This is a genomic window from Gordonia otitidis NBRC 100426 (assembly GCF_000248075.1).
In the GTDB taxonomy this organism is placed as follows: Bacteria; Actinomycetota; Actinomycetes; order Mycobacteriales; family Mycobacteriaceae; genus Gordonia; species Gordonia otitidis.
The window spans coordinates 1-18111 of the sequence record NZ_BAFB01000024.1 but is presented as its reverse complement, the minus strand read 5'-3'; the positions used below and the strand labels follow the sequence as shown (position 1 = coordinate 18111).

Below are 18111 nucleotides of genomic sequence, written 5' to 3'. Positions count from 1 at the left end.
AGACCGAAGGTGGTCAGTTCGTCATCGTGACCTGTCCGATTTGTACCTGGTAGCTGCCGTTGCTCGACGCGGGCAACGAGGTGAGCCACACCATCACGTAGCGGCTCGGCTGCGGGTCGGCGATGGTGAGGGTGGTGCTGGGTTGGTCGACGGTTCCCGACCCCACGGTCGACGTCTGCGCCGCAGTCGGCGTTGCAGACGGTGCGGTACGGATCTCGACGTTGAACCCGGGAGTCGGGGTCTTGACGGTCACGGTCTTGACGTTCTGTTCGCTGCCGAGGTCGAACATCAGGCCCATGCCGTTCTTGAGACCACCGAAAGCCGCTGAGCCGCGGTAATTGTCGCTCCGCCACGGGGGTGCCGCGCCGCTGATCACATTCTGCAGGTTGACGGAGTTGTCCGGCGGCTGACCGGAGAAATCGACGATCGACACGGCGTTCAGAGGGATCGCGGTCCCCGCGGCGGCTGCTGGCGGAGCGGTCGTGCCCGGTGAGGCAGGCGCCGACGTCGTCGGGAGGATCGAGTTGATGTTTGTGTCGCCATCATCACCGCCGAACACGCCTGTCGCCCAGACGATCAGCGCGATGACCACGAACAATGCGAGGAGCGCGGCGCCGGCAAGCAAGCCGACATTCCGTTTCCGCGTTGTCGCCGCGGACGGCTCGTGCGCACCGATCCGAACGGGTTCGGCGGTCCCGTCGCCGATCGCGGGCAGCATGTCGGTCTGCAGATCGACGACGGTCGCCTGGTCGAGTACGTGCTGCACGGTGCCCGCGGTGCGAATGCCACGCGCTCCGTCGAGCGCGCGCGAGGCAACAGCCGAGATCTCGAAAGGTATGTCGGACTTGACTTCTCGCGGATCGATCGGCTCGCCATCCGGTCCAGGGGACGCGATGGGGAGCCCGCCGACGGGTGTCGTCGTGTCGGCGGTGGTCACCAGGCGATGTCCGGTCGCACCGTCGAGGGGCCAACGTGCGAGCAGGAGTGCGTACAGCACGGCGCCGAGTCCCCGAACGTCCGACGATTTGTCGTCGCCCGCAAGGGTTCCCGGGAAAGCGAGCACTGCGTTGCCGTCTGTGCTGATGCGAATCCGGTCGGGATGATCGATCGAGAGTGCTCCGCCGGACCGGTGGGCGGCTTCGGCTGCAGCGGCGAGGGCGCGGACCGCGCGGGCAGCACCGATGGGGGAGGGACCCGAGCGTGCGACGTCGGCCAACGACGACCCTGGCACCCATTCGGTGACCACGATGCCACCGGAGGAACCGCGGACGACGTCGAGGACGCGCGCAACGCCTGCAGAGCTGATCTGGCCGAGGCGCAGTGTGCGGGTGAGCACGCCCTGGGGCCCGGAATCTGTTGCGCTGAGCTGATCGCCACGAGCGGGCGGGGGTGTGAGCTGCTCGGCGTCGACGAAGGTCAGGCCGACTTCGCGGTCGAGGTTGATGTCCTGTGCGCGCCAGAACTGCAGTCCACGGGTGCCGCCGTGGCTGTCGAGGAGTCGGTAACGCCCACCGGCAACTGCCGCGCCGGGTACGAGACGCGGACCGCGACGTATCGACGGCACGACCTCGGGACGGTCGGGATCGGGAGCGGGACCTCCCCGACCAGGCGTCGAATCTCCGCTGCGCTCACCAGAACTCGGACTCGATGCAGAAGTCTGCGAGGGTGTCGTCGGGTCTGACGAGCTCGGCGCGGAGGCACCGGAGGCGTCATTTCCGGTCGCCGGTGAGTCCGACGAGGACGAGGACGAGACCGGACCGACTGTCTGCTCGGTCGGTGACCCGGGTCGGTGGGGAGTCTCGACTCCGCTGTCTGTCAAGCCGCTGTCTGTCAAGCCGCTGTCAGTCACGCGTCGGACTCCTCTCCTCCGATAACGAATATCTCGTGGTTCACGCGTAGGCGATGCGACCTCGAGACCCCGACCACCGGCCGCCCCACCGCTGTGCACCGCATACGACTGCCATGTCGCGGTACCGCGGTCGAAACGCCGGATCACCTGTACCTGACCAGAGTACGGGAGCGATTCGTCAGCAGTGACCCGCGGAAACTGAACCGTGATGGTCGGCGTCGAATCCGTTACCTCGCCCGCTGGGGGCGCGAGGGCGGGTACGAATCGGCCGAGGAGGCGGCGTACCGAATTCCCGATCGCGACGACGTCGGGGAGTCCCGCTGCGGAGAGTCCGGCGTAGGTCACGCCGAGCACCACGGCGGCGGTGAGCAGTAGGTAGACAAGCGAGCCGAACTTGCCCTCGGCGGTGCCGAGATAGTGCAGGCCGGACAGTTCGGCCACCACCCACACGATGGCGGCGACACCGATCGACACGATGAGCGTCACGATCGTCGTGCGCGCAACACCTTCGAGGCGTCGGTAGGCGAGTCGTTTGCGGAGGAGGAAGTGTCCGACGATGGCGCCTGCGAGATATCCGAGTCCATTCGACAGCGAGAGCCACCGGATCACCAGGTGCGGATCGGAGAAGAGCACCGGGCCCAGATACGACGACGCGATCTTGACGACTGTGATGCCCAGCGCGATCCAGGTCGGAGTCCACGCGTCCTGCGCAGCGTAGAACACGCGAAGCTGCACGAGCGTGATGGCGTAGGGAATCAGCGTGAAGGCGCCCCAGGCGAGCACCGAACCCAGCTGCGAGGAGATCGAGGCGTCGAATTTGCCGAAGTTGAAGATCGCGATGCCGATGGCCGGACCGAAGAACGTCATGAACGCGACTGTCGGCACCAGCGCGACCATGGTGAGACGTGAGGCGAGGGAGAGATCGTCGACGACGGCATCACGGTTGTCGGCAGCTGCGTTGCGTGACAATCGCGGCATGATCGCGGTCAGGATCGTCACACCGAGTACGCCGTAGGGCAGCTGGAGCAGCTGCCAGTGCGTCGCGTAGACCGAGATGCCCGACGAATCGGCGTGTGACGCGATGCGGTAGGTGATGACGAGTCCGACCTGCAAGATCGCCACGTAGCCCACGATCGCGACAGCCTGGCGGCCGAAGGAACGCAGCCGGGCGTCGATGCCCCACTGCAGCTTCAGATGTACGCCCGCGCGACGAAGCCAGGGGAGAAGGATCGATGCCTGCAGCACGACGCCGAGCGTGGTCCCGACGCCCAGTACCAGCAGCTTGGGCTCGGACATGCGGACCGGGTTGAGGGTGATCTCGCCGGGCATGAGCGCGTACAGGATGAGCGTCGCGATCTGAACGACGTTGTTCAACACCGGCGCCCACGCACCGGGTTTGAACAGGCCCTTCATGTTCAAGATCGCGATGAACAACGCGGAGAGGCCGTAGAACAGGATCTCCGGAAGCAGCAGATAGGCCAGTGCCGTGGTCAGCGGCCGGTTGACGTCGCCGTCGCCCACGTTGAGGTAGGTGAGCAGGGGAGCGGCGATCAGTGCGATCACCGTCGCGGCGCCCAGTGTGCACAGCGCCAGGGTGAAGATGCGGTTGATGAAGCCGCGACCGCCGTCGGGGTCCTCGGCCTCGGCGCGGACAAGTGTCGGGATGACGATGGCGGTCAGCACGGCGCCGAGCACGACCTCGGCGATCATGTTCGGCAGCACGTAGGCCGCCTGGAACGCCGAGGCGATCGCCGGTCCGAGCATGGCGAGCACCAGCACGGTGCGGACGAATCCGGTGATCCGGCTGGTCAGCGTCGCGAGAGCGATCGAACCGGAGGTCTTGACGATGCTCGCATCCGAGTCACGTGAGAGCCCCGTCGGCGACGCCGCGTCGGCGCCGGTGGCGTGGGTGTGATCGGTGGTGTGGGTGTGATCGGCGTCGAGGTGATCGGTGCTCGCACGTGTGCTCGTTGCGGCCGCCGGGCGCGCTGACGCAGCGAGGGGCGTCGAGCGCGTCGATTCGGAGGGCGTCGACTGAGCGGAGCCACTGAATCGGGACTGGTCGGAGCGCTGTGCCCCGGGTGCGGGTCGGGTTCCGCGCAGCGGTCGGCCCGGGCGGGGCGAGGCTCGTGGGGGCTCGGGAGTGCGGGGCTGCATCGGCTCACCGTCGCGTTCCGGGCGTCGGCCGTTGCGCGGGGCAGGATCGTTGCGCTTGCGGGGGTCGCTGCGCTGGGCGGGGTCGTTGCTTTGCGCGTGGTCGCGCGATGGGCGGGGGTCGCGGGCTGCCGACGACCGCCGCGGATCAGAAGGGGCGGAAGCTGATCGGGGCGAACCGTCCCGGCCCGCATCCGAGTGCCCGGCATCCGGGCGGCGCGAACCGGGACGAGCGGATCGTCGAGCATCGTCGGGGGCCGGCGGAATCACACGAGGGGTAGCGCGGCCGGACAGCGGTGGCCTTGCACCGACGGGTCCGTTGAGCGGAGCGGGGCCGACGTCGGAGTCCCGGCCGCCAGGGTTCCGTGCGGCGGATCCGCGTGACGGCGCCGGCGGTTCGTGACTAGACGCAGATTCGTGACGTGACGCAGATTCGGGGTGCGACGAGGGCTCGTGGCGAGGTGCGGAGTCGTTGGGGGACCGGCTGTCGCGGGGCGGCATGTGTTCGCCGGGTGGCATGCGGCGCGGCGTGGCTCGCCGCGGTGGCTCGCCGCGGTGTCCTCGATCGCTCATGCGCCCGTCCTGTCTGTGCCGCTGTCCTTCGCTGTACTGGTTCCCGCGCCGTCGCCGTCGGATTGTAATTGCGGCGCATCGCCTCGACCGCTCGGCGGAGCGTCGTCGACATCAGCAGGGCCAGGCGGTCGTTGCTCCGCACCTGCTGCCGTCTCGGCGAACGGTCCCTCCTGTTGGAGGGTACGGCGCCGTTGTTGGTATGTGGTCGCAGCGAGCATCCGTTCGAGCTCGTCGGGCTCGGGACGATCCTGGTCTGCGGGGTCGGGCCTGCCGTGGAATCGGCGCCAGAGTCGGCGTGCCGTGAGAAGGATCAATGCGACCGCGGCGCAGATCGTCACGATGAACAGCGGTTTTCCGTATGCGTTGGAATACACCGACAGCTTGATGGGGGTCCCGAGTGTGACGCCGGTGACTGTCGACATCCCGATGGTCACCGTCATCGCCTCGGATGACTGTGCGTGGGTCGGCAACTGAATCTGCCGCGTCCCTCGCGCGGGAATCTCGACCACACCGACGTCGCCTATCTCGAGATCCTTCGGCGCGGTCGTGGTGATCCGGACGCGGATCGGGAGCGCGAGATCGTTGCGGACGACGAGCAGGAGCGGACTTCGCTCGGAAGCCAGCGTGTATCTGCCGCCGGGGTCGAGGATGGTCACCGATCTGTGCATCCGGTTGAGCGTCGATTGCACCGCGCCGATCCGCTGCTGACGTTCCCGGGCGAGCCGGGTTCTCGTTGCAGCGTTGTTCTCGTCGGGGGAGCGGATGGCGCGGAGCAGATCCTCACGCAACTGGGAGACGTAGCGCTCCGGGCTGGCGTCGACGTCTGTCGAGTCGACCAGCGCACCCTGGACTCGCCACGAGTCGTCGGCTGCCGATCGGATCGCGTCGACGTTGTCGTCGGACAGTGCTGGTCCGATCCGCGACACCGGACCGATGCCCGGGGGGTCGATCAGGCGCGCGGGTGCCGACGCCGCGCCGATCCTGGTCACGAGGTCGTCGAGTGGCGCGGGGGTTGCCGCTCGCGAGCCGAACAGGACAGTGGCCGTGCTCATCAGCGCGTCGGCGTCGTCGGTGGTCGCCGACCAATAGGTCGGCGGCATGACCACCTCGGCCCTACCGGTCGTGTTCGTGACGGCCGCGTCTCCCGAGGTGCCCGTCGACGACGAGTCGGAGTCGGACGTGCGTGCACCGGGTGTCTGGATCGACCGGAATGCCAGTGCCGCGACCGCGGCCTGACGTCGGCTGACCGGGGATTCGTCGGCGAGGTCGACCCGCTGACTCGGCGGGGTGAGCGCCGTGACGAGTGGGCCCGTCCCCACCGCGCCCAGCGCGGCGCTCAGCGACGGGTCGTAGGTCTGGGTCGACAATCCTCCGACGTCGTAGAGACCGGCGGCGTTCGGGCTCTCGGCCGGATCCACCGACGACGCCGCGGCGAGGACGCGGGTGTGCCCGGAATTGCGCAGTAGAGCGCTGCCCGTCTGCTCGACTGCGCCGAGAGCGGGAATCGTGAGTCCACGCACGCTGCGCACACCGAGGATCGCGTCGACGACGTCTGCCGGGGTGTCGAGTGTCGCGGCGGTGAGGCCCGATCGGTCGATCCGGGCCAGCGAGGTGATGTCGGCCTGGCTGAAGGGTAGGGCGACCACGCAGGTTCGCGACGCGACTCCGCGGAGGTCCGCCAGCCACTGCGTCGCAGCGTCGCTTCCGGTACCCGGCGTCGTGCGCGACGTCGGGTCGGACGGATTGCTCGACACCACGTAACCCAAGGACATCGCTCGTACCGTCACCAGCAGATCCGGGTCGACGGCAAGACACATGCTGCGCTGGAGGTCGGAGGTCGTGGGCGCACCAGGTGCTGATGTGCCCGGTGGCGACGATGATCCGGTACCACTCGGCGGCGTGCCCGCAGCGCTTTCGTTGCCGCTGTCGCTCGCGGTGTCGTTGTCGGCGCTGCCCTGTGCGGTGGTCGCGTCGGGAGCCGAAGTCCCGACCACGGTGCGGACCGAATCGAGGAGTTCGTGCAACCGACCGCCATCGCGCAACGAGCGCGCCATGTCGTCGCTGATCAGGCGGACGGGTTCGGTACCGCCGCCGACACCTCCCGGAGCGAGCTGTGGGGGTGCGGCCAGGGGCCAGAGCATCGTGATGCGAGCGGGATCGGAGGTGTCGGCGGACACGGCCCCGTCGGCGCCCAGACCGCCGCTTCCGGGGGCGGGCGTCCCCGAATCAGTGCTCGGATCCGAGGTGCCCGAATCGAACCCAGAGGAATCGAACCCAGAGGACTCGAATTGCGATGCCCGGTTCTTGTCCGGCGGTAGCGAGAGCACGGGAAGCAGCGTGCGCGAGCCGGCGACCTGCGCCATCGATCCGTAATCGGGTACGCCGTTGACGTTGACCTGTAACGGATACACGCCCGTCCGAGAGATCTGCATGCCCTCCTCACCCGACAGGGACATGGTGATCCGGAACGACACCTGTGCGCCCGGCGCCAACTCGTCGGTGAGAGCGCGGAACGGACCCGCGACAGCGATCGGCGGGTGGGCGACGGCCAGACTGCTCCGCAGCCCTGCCGCATCACGGACGGCGTCGCCACGTTCGAGTCGGATGCTGAGATCTTTGATCGTGCGCGAACTGGTATTTCGCACATGACCTTGGACCGTGAGATCCGGACCTGACGTCGTGGTGACCAGCGACGGGGTGAGTGTGTCGATCACCACGGACGCGAACCGCTGATCGCCGCCATCCGACGTTCCGCCATCCGACGGCGTGCCCGGTGCCGCCGCGGCGGGCGCGGCACACACTGCGGCGACGATCACCACTCCGACGAGGGCGACGAGAACGCGCGCACGCGTGACAAAGGAGGCGCCAGAGCGCCGGGAAACACCAGTGCGCAGGACGTCACGCATCCCCGGACGCAGGTCGCCGGGGACGCCTGCGTCGTCGACGCGACCGAGACTGGGGCTGACCGTCCGTGCGGCGCTTGACCTCCGAGCGGTGCCCGACGTCATTGCGTCGCTGATTACGTGCGGCTGCGGCTTTCTCATATGCGTTCGGTTCGGTGCGGCTGCTCTCGGCCTCGGATTGGGCCAACCGCGCGGGGTCGGCGGCGAGATCGGCGATCACGCCGCGTGCCATCCGGGCCAGTCGCCGCTCGTCAGAGTACGTGAGCTTGCGCGGCAACTCGTGCAACGGCACCCACGCCACCTCACTGACCTCGTAATCGGCGTCGGAGAGCTCGCCTCCGATGCTGCGAAGCAAATAGTGGTGCACGGTCTTGTGGATGCGTTTGCCCTCGCTGACGAACCAGTAGTCGATCTTGCCGAGCGGCGCCACGACGGTGCCCTGGATGCCGGTCTCCTCGGCGACCTCGCGGATCGCCGTCTGCTCTGCGGTCTCACCGGTCTCGATGTGGCCCTTGGGTAGTGACCACATCAGCCGTCCGCGCCTGTCCACACGTCCGATGAGTGCGGCCGACAACTCGTCGACGGGGAGGTCGAGGTCGGAGATCACCAGTCCACCGGCCGAGGTTTCCCGGACGGTCTGCAGTCGGTCAGGGCTGCCACCACGTTCGCCGGTGCGCGCGCGTCGTCGATTGCGGTTCTGTCCGGGCTTCGGGCCGGTCGACCCGTGGGCCAGGCCGGTCTTGGTGATCTTCGCGCTCACGACAGCGATGTCCGACGGTTTGGGTGGCGTCACCTTGGCGCGCGCACCCTCGATCGAGGTCTCCGCGTCGCATTCGGTGGTCTCGGCGTCGACGAGTCCCGGTTCGGCGCGGTGCGGCCGTGCGGTGGCGCGGGCGACGTCGGCCGGAGAAGGCGCGCGTTTGCGCTGTCTGTCGCGTTGGTTGTCGGTGTTCTTGCTGGTCAGCGAGGAGTCGCTACCGCCGCGATGATCGTTGCCGCCACCGTCGGCGCGGCGATTGTCCTGGGCGCGTCGTCGGCGTCGGCCGCGCCGCGAACGACGTGACGGATTCGGGTTGTTGCCAGCGGGATTGCCACCCGAATTGTTCCCGTGACCAGCCGACGAGACGTCGCCGGAGACGTCTGTGCGATTGGTCGGGGACTCGGTGGACACAGACTCGATGCTAGCCGCTGGTCACCTGCCGTTTGCCCAGTGCCGCCAGGTGCGCCCGGAACATTACCGGTCAGTCGGCATGCGGTGCTTCTGTCGAGCGCCGCTCCGTCGACGTCTCGGCGACTGGTGCGGCTTGTGCTGTAGCGGCAGGCGAGATGTCTGTCCGGCACGTACGCCGGTAGGCTGGCGTGCCGTGACCGACCCGACCGCATCGCATGCACGCATCGAGCGCCGCACCCGGCTACTCGCCGCCGCGGCGGTCACGCTGCAAGGGCTCTCGGACGTCCTGGCGCCGCTCGGGGAGCGGTTCGCCGCGGCCGATCACGAGTTGTATCTGGTCGGCGGTTCGGTCCGAGATGCCGTGCTCGGTCGGCTCGGCAACGACCTCGACTTCACCACCGACGCCCGGCCGGCGGAGATCGTCCGTCTCCTGACCGGGTGGGTGGACGCCATATGGGATACCGGCATCGAATTCGGCACCATATCGGCGCGCAAGGGCGATGTGATGATCGAGATCACGACGTTCCGGGCCGACCAGTACGACCGGCTCGGCCGTAATCCGGACGTCACCTTCGGCGATTCGCTCGACGCCGACCTCGTGCGTCGCGATTTCACGATGAACGCGATGGCCGTCGCCATCGGTCCGAGCGGACCCGCCGAGTTCCACGACCCACTCGACGGGATGACCGCGCTGCTCGCCGGGATCATCGACACCCCGGCAACGCCGCAGGAGTCCTTCAACGACGACCCGCTACGGATGCTTCGCGCGGTGCGGTTCGTCTCGCAGCTCGGGTTCCGTCTCGCGCCGCGGGTGTTCGACGCAATCACCGAGATGGCCGACGAGATCAACCGCATCACGGCCGAGCGCGTGCGCACGGAACTCGACAAGTTGATCCTCGGTGAGCATCCGATCGAGGCGATCGACGTAATGGTCGAGACCGGGCTCGCCGAGCGCGTACTGCCCGAGGTCCCAGGCATGAAGCTCACCATCGACGAACACCATCAGCACAAGGACGTCTACCAGCACTCGCTGACAGTGCTGCAGCAGGCGATCGACCTCGAGCAGGGCGACCCCGACCTCATATTGCGGTGGGCGGCGCTGCTCCACGACATCGGCAAGCCCGCGACCCGGCGCCACGAACCCGACGGCGGCGTCAGCTTCCACCACCACGAGGTGGTCGGCGCGAAGATGGTCCGCAAGCGTATGCGTGCCCTGAAGTATCCGAAGGCTGTCGTCGAGGACGTCGCGACGCTCGTTTTCCTACACCTGCGGTTCCATGGGTACGGGGAAGGTCGGTGGACCGACTCGGCCGTTCGACGCTATGTGACCGATGCCGGCCCACTGCTCGATCGACTCAACAAACTCGTCCGCGCCGACTGCACGACCCGCAACAAGCGCAGGGCCCGACGGCTTCAGGAGAATTACGACAGCCTCGAGGAGAGGATCGCCGCGCTGGCGGCGGCCGAGGATCTCGAACGGGTGCGGCCCGATCTCGACGGCAACGCGATCATGGAGATCCTGCGGATACCGGCGGGGCCCGTCGTCGGACAAGCATGGCGATATCTGAAGGAACTGCGCCTCGACCGTGGTCCGCTCTCGCACGAGGAGGCGGTGGCCGCACTGCAGGAGTGGTGGGCAGAGCGCGGCGAAAGCTAGCCTCGCACAACGAGTTTCGTCCCCGACGATGACTGGCGTCGCTGTCTCGCGAAGGTTCGGTGCGGGCCGCAAGCGCCCAGCACGGGGTCGGGTTCAGCGCGGCGCGAAGACGTCGATCGCGTCCGCCACCACGTCGAACACGGTGGGAAGCGAGCCGACGATGTCGCCGTCGAGTGACACGTCTGCGGGCGGATCGCAGTACAGCTCGACCTCGCGTCCGTGCAGCTCTCTGAACAGCGGATTGTTCTCGACGTGCCCGCAGATCACCTGCACCAGACCTCGCAGAAGCGACAGTCGCGGCAGATGCCGGGGATGGGTGCCCATCACGATGTCGAAGACCCCGTCATCCGCACTGGCGCGGGGAGCGATCCGCATGCCTGCGCCATACGTCGGTCCGTTCGCGATGGCGGTGAATGCCGCGTCGGTCTCCACTTCGACGTCGTCGACGCGTACTTCGTAGTGGTGGCGATTCAACATCGGTAGTTGTCGGAGCGCGGCGAGTGCGAACAGCGCTCGTCCGCTCGGCCAGGAGAGATCCTGGGCGCGTTCGGCGACGGCGGCGTCGAACCCGGTCGCCGCGATCGTGGCGAACAGTTCGTCGGTCCCGTCGGAGAAGGAGGCACGACCGAGGTCGATGCGCCGGGTGTGACCGTCGAGGATGATCTGTACCGCGCGCGCGGCGTCGTCGAGCGGGATGTCGAGCATGCGCGCGGTGTCGTTACCACTGCCCGCCGGGACGATGCCGAGCGGCAGATCGTGGGTCAGGACCGATCGGAGGACCGGCTGTACCGTTCCGTCTCCGCCGATGACGACGAGCGCGTCGGCGCCACGTTCGGCGGCCTCGTGCGCGAGTTGCGAACTGTGCTCACGGGAGGTGCCGACGTGAACCTCGTGACTCACGCCGCGTCCGCGAAGAATGGCGGTGGCGGCGCCGAGGGTGCGTTGTCCCGCGCCATGGCCCGACGCCGGGTTCGCGATGATGGCGAGGCGACCGACGGTGTTCGTGCTCTTACGGCTCGAGGACATTGAGCACAGTCTGACACATCGCATCCCAGCAAAGTGGCAGGTCACACAGAGGGTCGCGGAACGAGTTTCAGGATCTGCAAAATTGGATTCGACGACTGCTCACCGGCCGGGCAGGCTGTACGGAATGTCGCATCTGGCAGTAGTCAGTAGCCCATCGTGCGGAGTGCGTCGGCGAGTCTGTCGAGCTGTTCGCGTGTCACGTCGAGGTGCGGGCTTATCCGCAGGACCGACGTCTCGCCTGCGAGTGGGGCCCGCCACGAGTCGGCGGCGGTGACCAGCAGTCCGAGTTCGAAGAGCTTGTCCCGCGCGTGATGGACGTCTGCGGTTTCCCATCCGGGGGGTGGGGCGAGGGTGACGATGGCAGACGGCTCGTCGACCGGTTCGAGTACCTGCCAACTGCCGATGCCGTCGAGCCGTTCGCGGGTGGCCCGGCCTATTCCGGCGAGTTCGCGGAACACCCGCTGCTGCCCGATCTGGAGCACTTCGGCGACAGCGACGCCCAGGCCGAGCATGCCCGCGATGAACGATTGTGAGGCGTCGACCTCGATCGGGCGCAGCGAATCACGGCGCACGGCAAGGAATCCGACGCCGCGCGGGCCGGTCAGCCATTTGCGGCTGGTGCCGTAGACGACGTCGGCGCCGGTAACCGTCGGTACGTGACCGACGGCCTGTGCCATGTCGGCGACGACCGGCACCCCGACCTGATGGGCGATCTCGACGATGCGGGCCACGGGCTGCACGGCCCCCGACATGGAGCCGACGTGGCAGACGTGGATGAAGTCGGGCTGCTCGAACTGCAGCATGTTCTCGAGGGCGTCGGTGTCGACGTGTCCGTACACGTCGCCGTCGGGGAGCGGTCGGACCGCGTAGCCGCGCCGCTCGAACTCCACGAGGTTGGGTCCGAACTCGTTCTTGGCCACCCAGACCGTCGACGCGATCGGCAGGCTCCACGAGGTCAGGAGCGTGCGGAGAGCGGCACGAGCGCTCTCGCGGTAGGTCAGTTCGTCGGGGGTGTGGCCGAGGAGTTGCGCGATGTCGCGCTTGTCCCGTGCGATCTCCGCGGCGCGGTCGTCGGCCGCGACATACGATCCGCGCTCGGCCTCGCGCCAGAGGTGCGCCGACACCGTCCCGATGACGGCGTTCGACGAACGTCCGGCCGACGCGGCGTCGAGATGTGTGATCGCCGGTTCGAGACGAGCGCGGTGGAACTGCTCTCCCAACTCGCTCACATACATGAACAAAACGTACCGTGCTGCGAACTCGGAAATGATCGCGGGAAGTGCGAAAGAGGGAAGCCTGCACAGCGGGCGGGCGACGATTGCGGGCTGGCGGAACCCACGTGCGTCCGGGAACGTCTGATGACGCGTGGATCCTCTGATCGAGTACGTGTTCGGCCCCGGTGATGGCACGTTGAGCCGGTGGTCGAGTCCCGCCGACTTCGATCTCGATTCCGACGGCACCCCCGACGCGGTCGCTGTTGACTTCGACGGCGACGGCCGCGCCGACGACGCCCTGTGGGATGTCGACGGGGACGGCCGCGCTGATATCGCAGCCCTCGACGTCGACGACGACGGCCGACCGGAACGTCTGTACCGCGATTCCGGGCGCGGTCTGTGGGACATCGCCGTCGCCGATGACGATGTGGCCGGGAAGAGAGTTGCCGGCGGGGCGAAGGCCGAGGCTGAGCGGGATGAGGGGGCGGGGGATGCCGAGCGGAACGAGCCCGGCGCGGGTGACGGTGGTCCTCCCGCCGGAGGTGAACAGCCGCAATCGCGCGAGTCGTCCGGATCATCTCGATCCCCCGACCCACCGCGAGCGGGACGGCAGCCGTCACCACAACGTCTCGACCTCGATGGTGATGGTCGGGTCGACGCCGAGGTCATCGGTTCGGGGAAGCAGCGTCGGCTCTACATCGATCAGGATGGCGACGGCGCGTTCGACACGGTTCTCGTCGACTCCGACGGAGACGGCACCGCCGACGCCGTCTACGGCGCTGAAGCGCCGGAGTTCGGAAGATGAGACTCCGAGGCTCGCGATTGGTCTTCGCGCTCGTCCTCGTGCGCGTGCTCTATCGCGTGTTGACTCGCACCGACGAGTTCGTCGCGGCCGGGGTGGACGAGCCGCACGACAGCGATTCCCGCGAGGTAGATGACCACGGCGACCACGACGAGCGCGGGCGTCCGGCCATCGGGCGCGACGGTCGATGCGGCGATGGCGATGGCGGCGACGTACGCGACGTTGAACACCGCGTCTTGGACGGAGAAGACCTGGCCGCGCACGGTGTCGTCGATGTCGACCTGCATCGAGACGTCGCCGCACAGCTTGGCGACCTGGCCGACGAGTCCGAGTATCACCGCCGAGATGCAGAATACGACCAGTGAGAACGACAGCAGCGACAGTTCGGCGACCACGCCGACCGACAGGGCGGTGATGAGTGTGGCCTTGCGGCCGAAGCGGTCGACGGCGACAGGCGTGACGAAGGCGGCGACGAGTGCCCCGGCGGCCGTGCAGGCGACCACCATCCCCACCTGGCTGAGCCCGTCACCGGATCCCATGTGTCTTGCGAGCACGAGCAGCATCAGCGTGTTGATACCGAACACGACACGATGAGCTCCGATCGCCGAAAGTGCGGCGGCAACCGGGCGACAGCGCGCAACTGCTATCGCACCGTGCTGCAGTCCGACGGCGACAGCGTGCACCGCGGAGCGTCCGGGATCGTCGGGACGGTCGGGTCCCAACTGCAATCGGGGGAAACCACGCGCCAGGAGAGCTGCGCCAAGCGCGATCACCACGGCAGCGATCATGGTGACGGCACTGCCGGAGTTACCCGATCCCGCGAGCAGACGGACACCCATCGCGATGACGGCACCCACCGACAACATGAAGCCGCCGAGGGTGGTGAACAGCGCGTTGGTCGCGACGATGACGTCCTGCGACGCGACGTGGGGAAGGCCTGCCGACAGTCCGGACGCGACGAAGCGGCTGGCGCCGGTCACTGCGAGCGCGCCGACCAGCACGACGCTGTCCGGACTTCCCGTCGCGATGGCAACTGCGACCAGGGTGATCATCAGACCGCGAATCAGGTTGGCGTACAACAGAACTGCTCGACGATCCCAGTGATCGAGGAGCGCTCCCGCGAACGGCCCGATGACCGAGTAGGGCAGCAGCAACACCGCCATACCGCCAGCGACAGCGAGCGGGTCGGCATGACGCTCGGGATTGAACAGCACGCCGCCGACCAGTGCTGCTTGGAAAACGCCGTCGGTCAACTGGCTTGCAAGGCGCACGGAGAGTAGTCGGCCGAGCCCCGGCGATCGGCGCAACGAGTCGAGGAGATCGCGCCACGCAGCACGCACAGAACGGCCGTCGCGTGCAGTAGAGCTCACCGATCAAGAGTACCGACCCACGCGCATCAGGCATGAGATGATGGTCACCGTGGGTGGTGACAGCGCGGACGATTTCTCACCCGAGAACTCGGACGGAACCGAGGGCGGCAGCGGCATCCCCGGTGCCCGTGACATGGAATCGGCAAACAGTGTGCGACCCGGCACGCTGCTGCTCGCGTCCACGGACCTGATCGAACCCACCTTCGCCCGTTCGGTCATCTATGTCATCGAGCACAACGACGGTGGCAGTCTCGGGGTGATCCTCAACCGGATGAGTCAGACCGCGGTGCACAACATCCTTCCGCAGTGGACCGATCTCGCGGCGTCGCCGCAGGCACTCTTCATCGGGGGGCCGGTCAAGCAGGACGCCGCGTTGTGCCTCGGTGTTGCGAAACATGGCGTGGAGATCGAGGCGTTCGAAGGGCTGCGTCCGGTCGACGGACGAGTGGTTCTCGTCGACCTCGACGCCGATGAAGAACTCCTTGCCGAAGTCCTCGAAGGCGTTCGTATCTTCGCCGGGTACGCAGGTTGGGGGATCGGACAGCTCGACGCCGAGCTGGCGCAGGACAGCTGGCTGCTGGCTTCGGCTCTGCCGCGTGATCTCCTGGCACCTCCCACTGTCGACGTGTGGGCCGACGTGCTGCGTCGCCAGCCCTGGCCGATGCCCTTGCTCGCGACGCATCCAATCGACGTCGAGCAGAACTGATCGCCTGCGCGGAAGCTTCCGGACCTGCGGAGGCCTGCGACGGGGCCCCTTTTCGCGACCGTAAGTGACGTGTGCCACAGCAGGCTGATACTCTTCGACGGGTTCGTCTCACAATGCGTTCAACGGTCAGGGGTCCCGGTGGTCGGTCGGTTGCGAAGTGTGTCAGGTTCGACAGGATGGGGTGCGGTGATCGCCGTTCTCTCGGCGGTTGTGCTGGTGATGGCCGGGTCGGGTGTCGCGGACGCGTCGACGCCCGACGGCGGCCAGGCGGCAGCCCGCTGGCAGGCGTCCCACGACGGCGCCCATCCGTACGCTGGCGTGGCAACGCAATGGGACGTCCCGATTCGCATGAGCGACGGCACCGTGCTCCGCGCCAACGTGTATCGGCCCGCGAATGCTCGTGGCAGGGCCGTCGCGACGCGGACCCCGGTCGTGGTGAACATGACTCCGTACACCAAGCTCGTCACCGCCGTCGCCTCGGAGGCGCTCCAGCACCCGGTGCTTGCCCCCTACGCGATGCAACTCGCGAAGGCCATCAATCTGCGTGGAACTCCGATCGACGGAATCAACCAGTTGGCGAGAACCGTCAGCGACGGCGGGACACGCAACTTCTCGGCCGACTTCGATCTGGTTCGCAGCGGGTACACAGTGGTGGTCGTCGACGTCCGAGGCACCGGCTTCTCCCAGGGCGTCTGGGACGTGTTCCAGAGTCGTGAGCAGCAGGACACGACCGAGGTGATCGACTGGGCGGCCAAGCAACGCTGGTCGAACGGAAAGATCGGCATGGCGGGCGTCTCGTACTCGGCGATCAACCAGATCCAGGCTGCCAACAAGCGCCCCGCGGCGCTGAAGGCGATCTTCCCCGTCGAGCCCGGCGGCGACCTCATCCGCGACATCGTCGCCCCGGGCGGAGCGCTCGGCGCGGGCTTTCTACCGTTGTGGCTGACCCTGGTCAATGGCACCAAGATGATTCCCAACGTTGCATCGATGCTCAACGGCACATTCGACTGGAAGTGGCTGGCGGACAGGGTAAAAGACCCGCTGACCTTCTATCCCGAGCTCATGGCGGCGCTCACCACCCCCGATATCGGCTCCATTCCCCCGTACTTGAAGGACTTGCTGAAAACCGGCTCGGAGCCGCGGCAATCGTGGCAGGACCACGCCGAGCGAATCACCACGCCCACGTTCATCTACGGCGGATGGTTCGATCTGTTCACCAACAGTGAGGTGCGGATGTACAACAAGATTCCGCTCTCACCTGGTCGCAAACAGCTCGTGATGGGCGACGGTTACCACATGACAATCGGCGGCGGGCAGGGCCGACCGGGTACCCCACCGCGACTCGACGTGTTGCAGAAGGCGTGGTTCGACAAGTGGCTCAAGGGAATCGACAACGGGATCGATTCGTACGGGCCTGTCAACCTGAAGCAGGTGGGCGACAGCTGGATCAGCGCGTCACAGTTCCCGCGTGACGGTATGACCCGGCAGCGGTTGTATCTGTCGAACCGTCGCAGTGGAACTGCCCCGCACGCGCAAGGCGACGGAACCCTGACGCCTGCGGCCAGCAAAACGCGCGGATCGATGACCGTGTCGCCGACATTGTGGACGCTGTGTTCGCGCGACTCCGCCCAGCAGATGGCGGGTCTGACCGCTGTGTTCCAGGGCTGCTCGGACGACGCAAGGATCTCGGAGCGGGGTGCACTCTCGTTCACGACTGCTCCGCTGAGCAGCACCCGTCAGGTGTCGGGCTACAGCAACCTTCACCTCAATACCGTCATGGATGCCACCGACGGTTACTGGACGGCGACGTTGAACGACGTTGCACCGGACGGAACGTCGAAGGTGATCAGTTCGGGTCAGGTGATGGCGTCGCTGCGTGGTTACAACCGGGCGGAGTCGCAGTTCGCGTCGAACGGTGACGTGATCGACCCGATGTACACGATGACTCTTGCTGCTCGAGAACGGGTCACGCCGGGCAAGCCGGTCACACTCGACGTCGGACTACTGCCGACCGAGGCGCGAATCCCGGCCGGTCATCGACTGCGGATCGACGTCTTCGCCATGAATATGCCGCGCGGTCTTCCCCTCCGTCCGTTGTTGAACGAATCGGGCCTCAAACCGCAGCACATCATGCTCGACCCGGCGCAGCCGAGCTTCGTGAACCTTCCACTGTCGGACGGCATCTGAGGCTCGCGTCGGGCACGACATGCGGCCACCACTTCTGCCCCGCCACCTGGCGTGGTGGCGGGGTGTGAGGTGGTCCGTGACCCGATGGGGCGGGCCGGGTCTGTCAGGCGGCGTCGGGTAGGGGCGGGCCGACGTTACCGGGTGGTTCGCCGCGGCCCGGCGGACCGGGATTGTCGAGTGGATCGTCGCCGGGTGGTGGATCGGGATCAGGGCCGGGGTCGAGTGGTCGGGGTGGGTTCCAGGTGATGTCGACGCGCCGCTCACCCGTGCGCTCGGGTGTGGTGTCGAGCAGTGCGGTCAGGAGCCGGTGATCGACGATGCTGATCGAGTAGGGCGTCGGCGGGTCGCCGGGAGTGTCACGCGCGTCGTGCTGATCGGCCGACGCGGTCACGTCGCCGCGGTCGACGGCCTCCCCTGCAGCACCACCACCAGCATCTGCACCTGCGCCCGCAGCATCTGTCCCTGCACCTGCATCGACACCTGACCAGCACCTGCACCT

General features: G+C 67.4%; 11 protein-coding genes. 4 read left to right on the top strand and 7 right to left on the bottom strand.

The window, feature by feature from the left end:
- Positions 1-13: 13 nt before the first annotated feature.
- The 3 genes from GOOTI_RS02475 to GOOTI_RS02465 form a co-directional block, all read right to left on the bottom strand.
- Positions 14-4006, bottom strand: a complete 3993-nt coding sequence (locus GOOTI_RS02475; RefSeq protein ID WP_007236971.1) for a murein biosynthesis integral membrane protein MurJ — start codon at positions 4004-4006, stop codon at positions 14-16.
- Positions 4007-4572: 566 nt separating this feature from the next.
- Positions 4573-7482 (bottom strand): DUF6049 family protein, encoded by a 2910-nt coding sequence (locus GOOTI_RS02470; protein ID WP_138985138.1) that lies wholly within the window; start codon positions 7480-7482, stop codon positions 4573-4575.
- Positions 7475-8650, bottom strand: coding sequence for an NUDIX hydrolase (locus GOOTI_RS02465; RefSeq protein WP_007236969.1), 1176 nt, complete (start codon positions 8648-8650; stop codon positions 7475-7477). Before GOOTI_RS02465 ends, GOOTI_RS02470 begins: the two co-directional genes overlap by 8 nt.
- A 193-nt stretch (positions 8651-8843) precedes the next feature.
- Between GOOTI_RS02465 and GOOTI_RS02460 the strand changes: the two genes are divergently transcribed.
- Positions 8844-10307, top strand: a complete 1464-nt coding sequence (locus GOOTI_RS02460) for a CCA tRNA nucleotidyltransferase (RefSeq protein WP_007236968.1) — start codon at positions 8844-8846, stop codon at positions 10305-10307.
- Positions 10308-10400: 93 nt separating this feature from the next.
- Here GOOTI_RS02460 and GOOTI_RS02455 read toward each other — a convergent pair whose 3' ends face one another.
- Positions 10401-11333, bottom strand: a complete 933-nt coding sequence (locus tag GOOTI_RS02455) for a diacylglycerol/lipid kinase family protein (RefSeq protein WP_007236967.1) — start codon at positions 11331-11333, stop codon at positions 10401-10403.
- Between the two features lie 143 nt (positions 11334-11476).
- A complete protein-coding gene (locus GOOTI_RS02450) occupies positions 11477-12568 on the bottom strand; it encodes an aminotransferase class V-fold PLP-dependent enzyme (protein ID WP_007236966.1) in 1092 nt (363 codons plus the stop codon).
- 130 nt (positions 12569-12698) lie between these two features.
- Here GOOTI_RS02450 and GOOTI_RS02445 point away from each other — a divergent pair, with 130 nt between their 5' ends.
- Entirely contained in the window at positions 12699-13352 is a 654-nt protein-coding gene (locus GOOTI_RS02445; RefSeq protein ID WP_007236965.1) for a hypothetical protein, read from the top strand.
- On the opposite strand, the gene GOOTI_RS02440 is transcribed toward GOOTI_RS02445, so the two are convergent.
- Positions 13319-14719: an MFS transporter gene (locus GOOTI_RS02440; RefSeq protein ID WP_373279007.1), complete on the bottom strand. Its 1401-nt coding sequence runs from the start codon at positions 14717-14719 to the stop codon at positions 13319-13321. The genes GOOTI_RS02445 and GOOTI_RS02440 overlap by 34 nt on opposite strands.
- 40 nt (positions 14720-14759) lie before the next feature.
- Here GOOTI_RS02440 and GOOTI_RS02435 point away from each other — a divergent pair, with 40 nt between their 5' ends.
- Together GOOTI_RS02435 and GOOTI_RS02430 are read left to right on the top strand one after the other, a co-directional pair.
- On the top strand, positions 14760-15425 hold the full coding sequence (locus GOOTI_RS02435; protein WP_007236963.1) for a YqgE/AlgH family protein: 666 nt from the start codon (positions 14760-14762) through the stop codon (positions 15423-15425).
- A gap of 219 nt (positions 15426-15644) precedes the next feature.
- Complete coding sequence (locus GOOTI_RS02430; protein WP_233425403.1) at positions 15645-17612, top strand: CocE/NonD family hydrolase; 1968 nt, start codon at positions 15645-15647, stop codon at positions 17610-17612.
- A 103-nt stretch (positions 17613-17715) separates the two neighbouring features.
- Here the strand turns inward: GOOTI_RS02430 and GOOTI_RS25955 are convergent, their stop codons facing one another.
- On the bottom strand, positions 17716-18003 hold the full coding sequence (locus tag GOOTI_RS25955) for a hypothetical protein (protein ID WP_007236961.1): 288 nt from the start codon (positions 18001-18003) through the stop codon (positions 17716-17718).
- Between the last annotated feature and the right edge of the window lie 108 nt (positions 18004-18111).

Coding starts and splice junctions, on each gene's coding strand:
- GOOTI_RS02475 (WP_007236971.1), bottom strand. CDS start 4,006: ATGCAGCCCCGCACTCCCGAGCCCCCACGAGCCTCGCCCCGCCCGGGC.
- GOOTI_RS02435 (WP_007236963.1), top strand. CDS start 14,760: ATGGTCACCGTGGGTGGTGACAGCGCGGACGATTTCTCACCCGAGAAC.
- GOOTI_RS02455 (WP_007236967.1), bottom strand. CDS start 11,333: ATGTCCTCGAGCCGTAAGAGCACGAACACCGTCGGTCGCCTCGCCATC.
- GOOTI_RS02430 (WP_233425403.1), top strand. CDS start 15,645: ATGGCCGGGTCGGGTGTCGCGGACGCGTCGACGCCCGACGGCGGCCAG.
- GOOTI_RS02450 (WP_007236966.1), bottom strand. CDS start 12,568: ATGTATGTGAGCGAGTTGGGAGAGCAGTTCCACCGCGCTCGTCTCGAA.
- GOOTI_RS02470 (WP_138985138.1), bottom strand. CDS start 7,482: ATGCGTGACGTCCTGCGCACTGGTGTTTCCCGGCGCTCTGGCGCCTCC.